Annotated in this window: 6 protein-coding genes; 5 read left to right on the forward strand and 1 reads right to left on the reverse strand. The window is 69.9% G+C overall.

Annotated features, from left to right (window positions below; genetic code table 11):
* Positions 1 to 165 precede the first annotated feature (165 nt).
* Positions 166 to 1,326, reverse strand: coding sequence for a diacylglycerol/lipid kinase family protein (locus AC1DUQ_RS14280; protein ID WP_477074012.1), 1,161 nt, complete (start codon positions 1,324 to 1,326; stop codon positions 166 to 168).
* Between the two features lie 73 nt (positions 1,327 to 1,399).
* On the opposite strand from AC1DUQ_RS14280, the gene serS reads away from it, so the two are divergent.
* The 5 genes from serS to AC1DUQ_RS14305 all read left to right on the forward strand — a co-directional run bounded on the left by serS (position 1,400) and on the right by AC1DUQ_RS14305 (position 7,116).
* The gene (serS, locus tag AC1DUQ_RS14285; RefSeq protein ID WP_477059776.1) at positions 1,400 to 2,665 is read left to right on the forward strand and encodes a serine--tRNA ligase; all 1,266 of its coding nucleotides are present in this window, start codon (positions 1,400 to 1,402) and stop codon (positions 2,663 to 2,665) included.
* Complete coding sequence (locus tag AC1DUQ_RS14290; protein WP_477059777.1) at positions 2,662 to 3,459, forward strand: HAD family hydrolase; 798 nt, start codon at positions 2,662 to 2,664, stop codon at positions 3,457 to 3,459. The genes serS and AC1DUQ_RS14290 overlap by 4 nt, the downstream gene beginning before the upstream one ends.
* A gap of 223 nt (positions 3,460 to 3,682) precedes the next feature.
* Positions 3,683 to 5,068: an ABC transporter substrate-binding protein gene (locus tag AC1DUQ_RS14295; protein WP_477059778.1), complete on the forward strand. Its 1,386-nt coding sequence runs from the start codon at positions 3,683 to 3,685 to the stop codon at positions 5,066 to 5,068.
* 108 nt (positions 5,069 to 5,176) lie between these two features.
* Entirely contained in the window at positions 5,177 to 6,166 is a 990-nt protein-coding gene (locus AC1DUQ_RS14300) for a carbohydrate ABC transporter permease (RefSeq protein WP_477059779.1), read from the forward strand.
* Positions 6,163 to 7,116: a carbohydrate ABC transporter permease gene (locus tag AC1DUQ_RS14305; RefSeq protein WP_477059780.1), complete on the forward strand. Its 954-nt coding sequence runs from the start codon at positions 6,163 to 6,165 to the stop codon at positions 7,114 to 7,116. The genes AC1DUQ_RS14300 and AC1DUQ_RS14305 overlap by 4 nt, the downstream gene beginning before the upstream one ends.
* Positions 7,117 to 7,127: the final 11 nt, after the last annotated feature.

Genomic DNA, 7,127 nt, shown 5'->3' on the forward strand with positions numbered 1-7,127 from the left:
GTAGAAGCCGGCCAGCAGGACCGCCGACAGGGCAGCGCGCAGGGTGGTGGTCACGGGGGTCCTTCCGGTGCGAGCCGCGTCGTCGCGGCCTCGTTCGCCGGGGATCGTAGCGGTCGGGAGCAGCACCGCGTGGGTGGATGACGGGGTTGCCCGCGGACGTCCGGATCAGGTGGCGGCGACCCGCACCACGAGCGCCGCGTGGTCCACCCGCGCGGACAGCTCGGTCACCCGGCCGACGATGTCGCCGTCCACCTGCACGTGCTCGCCGCCCTGCACCACCACGCGGACCTCCTGCGCGCGGGTGTGGTCGATGCGGCCGATCTTGGCGGGGAGGTCGTTGCGCACGCCGGCGCCCTGCAGCACCACCTCGCCGAACAGCTGTGCCCAGCCGGCGATCCCGCCGCGCGTGTCGATGGCTGCGAYGTCCAGCCAGCCGTCGTCGAGCAGCGCGTCGGGCAGCAGCGTGATCCCGCCGGGCAGCTTTCCGCAGTTGCCGATGAGCAGGCTGCGCAGGCGGGTCGACGTCATCGGCTGGTCGTCGAGCCGGACGTGGATGCGGGTGCGGCGCCCGTGCAGGTGCCGCATGCCGGACACGAAGTAGGCGATCCAGCCGACCCGGGCCTTGAGGTGCTCGTCGGTGTCGGCCACCATCGCGGCGTCGAACCCGAGCCCGGCGATCACCAGGAAGATGTGGTCGCGGGGGAGCCCGAGCTCGTCGGGGAGCTCCTCGGCGGCCTCCGCCACGGGGTCGTCGAGGTCGGACTCCCACCGGTGCACCCGCAGCCAGCCGACGTCGATCGTGCGGTCCCGTCCCTCGAGCGCGATCCGCATGGCGRCCAGCGGGTCGCTGAGCGGCAGGTCGAGGTTGCGGGCCAGCAGGTTGCCGGTGCCCAGCGGCATGAGTCCCATCGGCACCCCGGTGCCGACGAGCCCCTCGGCCACCGCCCGGACCGTGCCGTCCCCGCCCATCGCGACGACGACGTCCGCGCCCTCGGCGATCGCCTTGCGCGCCTGCCCGACGCCGGGATCGGCGATGGTCGTCTCGAACCACAGCGGCTCCGGCAGCCCCTGCTCCGCGCACGCGCGCTGCACCGCCGCCCGGAGCGCGGGGACGTCCGGCTTGGAGGGGTTGGCAACGAACGCGACCTGCTGCCCGGTCTCGTCCACGTCCCGCGCGAGCCGGAGCGCCCGCTCGTTCGCCCCGGAGCGGGGCGACTCGATCCGGCGACGCAGCTCGCGCTGGCGCAACCAGAGGACCAGGACCAGCAGGAGCGCGGACAGCGCGGCGACGGCCGCGCTCACGGCCACCCACGCCTCCCACGTCATGGGCAGAATCTACGGCCCACCAGGCCGCGCGCTCCGGTTCGGGTGGTCACCCGCGGGTCTGTAGGGTTCTTGGGTGATCGATCTGCGGCTCCTGCGGGAGGATCCCGACCTTGTCCGGGCCAGCCAGGTGGCGCGTGGCGACGACCCCCACCTCGTCGACGAGGTGCTCGACGCCGATGCGCGCCGGCGCTCCGCGCTGACCGACTTCGAGACCCTGCGGGCCGAGCAGAAGTCCCTGGGCAAGCTGGTCGCGCAGGCGCAGGGCGAGGAGAAGCAGGCGCTGCTGGCCCGCGCCAAGCACCTGGCCGAGCAGGTCAAGGGGCTGCAGTCCGACGCCGACGCCGCCGAGACGCGCGCCACCGAGCTGAGCCGCCGGATCTCGAACGTCGTCGAGGAGGGCGTCCCCGCGGGCGGCGAGGACGACTACGTGGTCCTCAAGTACGTGGGCGAGACGCGCGACTTCGACTTCCCCGTCAAGGACCACCTGGAGCTGGGCGAGGGCCTCGCGGCCATCGACACCGAGCGGGGCGCCAAGGTGTCCGGAGCGCGGTTCTACTACCTGACCGGCATCGGCGCGCGCCTCGAGCTCGCGCTCCTGAACGCCGCGGTCGACAAGGCCCTGAGCGCCGGGTTCACGCCGGTCATCACACCCACGCTGGTCAAGCCGGAGATCATGGCCGGCACGGGCTTCCTCGGTGCCCACGCGGACGAGATCTACCACCTGCCCGCTGACGACCTGTACCTCGTCGGCACCAGCGAGGTGGCGCTCGCGGGCTACCACTCGGGGGAGATCCTCGACCTGTCGAAGGGCCCCAAGCGGTACGCCGGCTGGTCGGCCTGCTACCGGCGCGAGGCCGGCTCCTACGGCAAGGACACCCGCGGGATCATCCGCGTGCACCAGTTCCACAAGGTCGAGGCCTTCACGTACACGACCGTCGAGGACGCCTACGACGAGCACCGCCGCATCCTCGCCTGGGAGGAGGAGATGCTGGCCCTCGCCGAGCTGCCCTACCGCGTCATCGACACCGCCGCGGGTGACCTGGGCTCGAGCGCCGCCCGCAAGTTCGACTGCGAGGCGTGGCTGCCCAGCCAGGAGCGGTACCTCGAGCTCACGTCGACCTCCAACTGCACCACGTTCCAGGCCCGCCGCCTCGGCATCCGCGAGCGCACGGCCGACGGGTCGATGCGGCCCGTGGCCACGCTCAACGGCACGCTCGCCACCACCCGGTGGATCGTCGCGCTCCTGGAGAACCACCAGCAGGCCGACGGCTCGGTGCGCGTGCCGGAGGGCCTGCGTCCGTACCTGGGCGGCCTCGAGGTGCTGGAGCCGGTGCGATGACCCGCTGCCGCCTCGTGGCGCTCGACGTCGACGGGACRCTCATGTCCTACGACGGCACGATCTCCGCCGAGGTGCGCGAAGCGGTCCTGCAGGTCCGTGACTCCGGCCTGCACATCGTCCTGGCGACCGGCCGCGGGGTGCACTCCGCCGCGCCGGTGGCCCGGGAGCTCGGGCTGACAGAGGGGTGGGTCGTCTGCTCGAACGGCGCGGTCACCGCCCGCCTCGATCCCGCCGCCGAGAACGGCTACGAGATCGTCCGGGTGGTCACGTTCGACCCCGGCCCCGCGCTGCGGACCATCGCGATGGAGCTGCCCGACGCCCTGTTCGCCGTCGAGGACCTCGGCCTGGGCTTCCGGGTCTCCGCCGACTTCCCGGACGGCGAGCTGTCCGGCGACCTCGAGGTGGTGTCCTGGGAGGAGCTGACCGCGACGCCCGCCACCCGCGTGGTCATCCGCAGCCCGCAGAGCACGCCCGAGGAGTTCCACGAGCTCGTCGAGCGCGTGGGCCTGCACGAGGTCGAGTACGCCGTCGGCTGGTCCGCGTGGCTGGACCTCACCCCGGGCGGCGTGTCCAAGGCGAGCGCGCTCGAGGAGGTGCGCCAGCACCTCGGCGTGCAGCCGCACGCGACCGTGGCGATCGGCGACGGCGGCAACGACGTGCAGATGCTGCGCTGGGCCGCGCGCGGCGTCGCGATGGGCCACGCGCCCGAGGCGGTCCGCGCGGCGGCCGACGAGGTCACCGGCACCATCGACGACGACGGTGCCCTCGCGGTCCTGCGCAGCCTCCTCGTCTGACGTGGCCGTGGCCCGTCCACGCCGCTGACGATCTCGTGCGTGGCGAGGGCGTTTCCGCACGATTTCCGTCGTCCGGGACCGTCGAGGTCAGCCTGTAACTCAATCGTGACCGTATTGCCTGGTCATTACGGTTGCGCCCGCTTTGCGTAACGACTTGCATCGCTTGCAAGGGTGCCGGTGAAGACGCCGGCGCCATACCGGAGCATGACGACGTGGAGGTCTCATGAACGGCACACGCAGGCGCCGCAGCTATCTGGCTGCGGCCGCGGCGGGGGCAAGTCTCGCGCTGGTTCTCACAGCGTGCTCGAGCGATGACGACGGCGGCGACGGCGGCGGTGGCGACTCCACCGGATCGGCCGACTGTGCAGCGTTCGAGCAGTACGGCGACCTGTCCGGGAAGTCGATCAGCGTGTACACGTCGATCGTCGACCCGGAGTCGGTCCAGCAGACCGACTCGTACATCCCCTTCGAGGAGTGCACGGGCGCGACCATCGAGTACGAGGGCTCGCGCGAGTTCGAGGCGCAGCTGCCCGTCCGCCTGCAGGCCGGCAACCCGCCGGACATCGCGTACATCCCGCAGCCCGGGTTCCTGGCGTCGATCGTCGCCGACTACCCGGACACCGTCGTCGCGGCGCCGCAGGCGGTCATCGACAACGCCAACGAGTACTACACCGAGGGCTGGGTCAACTACGGCACGGTCGACGGCACGCTCTACGCGACGCCGCTGGGCGCCAACGTGAAGTCGTTCGTCTGGTACTCCCCGGCCGCGTTCGAGGAGAACGGCTACGAGATCCCCACCACGTGGGACGACCTCATCGCCCTCACCGACCAGATCAAGGAAGACTTCCCCGACGCCAAGCCGTGGTGCGCAGGCATCGAGTCCGGTGACGCCACCGGCTGGCCGGCCACCGACTGGCTGGAGGACGTGCTGCTGCGCACGGCCGGCCCCGAGGTCTACGACCAGTGGGTCACCCACGAGATCCCGTTCAACGACCCGCAGGTCCTGTCCGCCCTCGAGACGGTGGGCAGCATCCTGAAGAACCCGGACTACGTGAACGGCGGCCTGGGCGACGTCCAGTCCATCGCCACGGCCCCGTGGAACGAGTCGGCGAACGGCATCCCGGACCAGACGTGCTTCCTGCACCGCGCGGCCAACTTCTACCAGGCCAACTGGGACGAGGGCCTGACGGTCGCCGAGGACGGCGACGTCTACGCGTTCTACCTGCCCGGTGAGTCGGCCGACGACAAGCCGCTGCTCGGCGGTGGCGAGTTCGTGACGGCCTTCGCGGACCGTCCCGAGGTCCAGGCGTTCCAGGCGTACCTGTCCAGCCCGGAGTGGGCCAACGCCAAGGCCGAGGCCACCGGCCAGGGCTGGCTGAGCGCCAACAGCGGCCTCGACCCGGCGCTGCTGCAGTCGCCGATCGACAAGCTGTCGTTCGACCTGCTGACTGACGACAGCTACACCTTCCGGTTCGACGGCTCCGACCAGATGCCCGGTGCTGTCGGCGCCGACGCGTTCTGGAAGCAGATGACCGCGTGGATCGCGGAGAACCAGTCCGACGCCGAGACCCTCGACAACATCGAGGCGGCCTGGCCGGCATCGTCCTGACCGGCTGACGGAACGGGGTGGGGGTCGTCGGCTCGGCGGCCCCCATCCCGGCGTTCCGGGCGTATCGTCCGGAACGCGCCACCTCGACGACGAGGGAAAGGGTGAGGAATGGACTGGTTCATCGAAGCCGGCTCCGTGGGACACAAGTTCGCGCTGATGATCATCGCGATCCTGCTGTTCGTCGGCATCATGGGGGCGATCCTCTTCGGGATCGACAAGCTCAAGAGGGTCCCGACCTGGGTGGTCGTCGCCGGCTTCCTCGGCCCGACCCTGATCTTCGTGGTCTTCGGGTTGGTGTACCCCGGGCTCAACACGATCAAGCTGTCGCTGTACGACTCCAAGAGCAAGAACTTCGTCGGTCTCGACAACTACGTCACGGCGTTCACGCAGGACCAGTTCCAGACCGTGCTCCGCAACACGATGCTCTGGGTGATCCTGGTGCCGATCCTCGCGACGGCCATCGGGCTGATCTACGCGGTGCTTGTCGACCGGACGCGCTACGAGTCGCTGGCCAAGACCCTGATCTTCCTGCCCATGTCGATCTCGCTCGTGGGCGCCAGCATCATCTGGAAGTTCGTCTACGAGTACAAGCCGAACCAGGGCAACATCCAGCAGATCGGCCTGGCCAACCAGATCCTGGTGTGGCTGGGGCTGGAGCCGTACCAGTTCCTGCTCAACCAACCGTGGAACACGTTCTTCCTCATCGCGGTGATGATCTGGATCCAGGCGGGCTTCGCGATGACCGTGCTGTCCGCGGCCATCAAGGCGATCCCCGACGACATCACCGAGGCCGCCAGGCTCGACGGGCTGCACGGGATCGGCATGTTCCGGTTCATCACCGTGCCGAGCATCCGTCCCGCGCTGGTGGTCGTGATCACGACGATCGCCATGGGCACGCTCAAGGTCTTCGACATCGTCCGGACCATGACCGGCGGCAACTTCAACACGTCCGTCGTGGCCTACGAGTTCTACACGCAGAGCTTCCGCGCGCAGCAGGCCGGACTGGGTGCCGCGCTCGCGGTCATCCTCTTCGTCCTGGTGATCCCGATCATCGTCTACAACGTCCGGCAGCTCCGCCTCTCGGAGGAGATCCGATGACCGCCGCCTCGGCCCCGCTGCCCCCCGCCACGCTCGTCGACCCGGAGGAGGTCGACACCACCCGCAAGCCCACGCGGATGTCCCGTGCGGATGCCCGCGCGGCCGCCGTCAAGGGCAAGCTCAGCTCGCCGTGGACGTCGCTGATCGCCATCCTCATCGCGATCGTGTGGACGGTGCCCACGTTCGGCCTRCTCATCACGTCCTTCCGGCCGCGGTCGGAGATCCGGACGTCCGGCTGGTGGACCCTGCCGTGGAACTTCGAGCTCACCCTGGAGAACTACCAGGAGGCGCTGTTCGGCTCGTCGACGAGCCTGGCGACCTACTTCGTGAACTCGATCGTCATCACCCTCCCGGCGGTGATCATCCCCATCGCGCTCGCGCTCCTGGCGGCCTACGCGTTCGCGTGGATCGACTTCAAGGGCCGCAACATCCTGTTCGTCGCGGTGTTCGCGCTCCAGGTGGTGCCCATCCAGGTCACGCTCATCCCGCTGCTCTCGCAGTACGTGGACTGGGGCATCGCCGGGTCGTTCTGGGTGATCTGGCTGTCGCACTCGATCTTCGCGCTGCCGCTGGCCATCTACATCCTGCACAACTTCATGAAGGACATCCCGCCGTCGCTGGTCGAGGCCGCGCGGATGGACGGCGCCGGGCACGTGAAGATCTTCTTCCAGGTGCTCATGCCTCTGCTCACGCCCGCGATCGCGTCGTTCGCGATCTTCCAGTTCCTGTGGGTGTGGAACGACCTGCTGGTCGCGCTGACGTTCGCCGGCGGGACCACCGACGTGGCACCGCTGACCGTGCGCCTCGCGGAGCTGAGCGGGACGCGCGGGTCGCAGTGGCAGCTGCTGTCGGCGGGCGCGTTCATCGCCCTCGTCGTGCCGCTCATCGTGTTCCTGTCGCTGCAGCGGTACTTCGTCCGCGGGTTGCTGGCGGGGTCGGTCAAGGGCTGAGGGCGTCGGGC

The organism is Cellulomonas sp. P4_B5_2 (assembly GCF_056402235.1).

Excerpts from the sequence above, each read along its gene's own strand:
- AC1DUQ_RS14300 (WP_477059779.1), top strand. The coding sequence starts at position 5,177 with ATGGACTGGTTCATCGAAGCCGGCTCCGTGGGACACAAGTTCGCGCTG.
- AC1DUQ_RS14295 (WP_477059778.1), top strand. The coding sequence starts at position 3,683 with ATGAACGGCACACGCAGGCGCCGCAGCTATCTGGCTGCGGCCGCGGCG.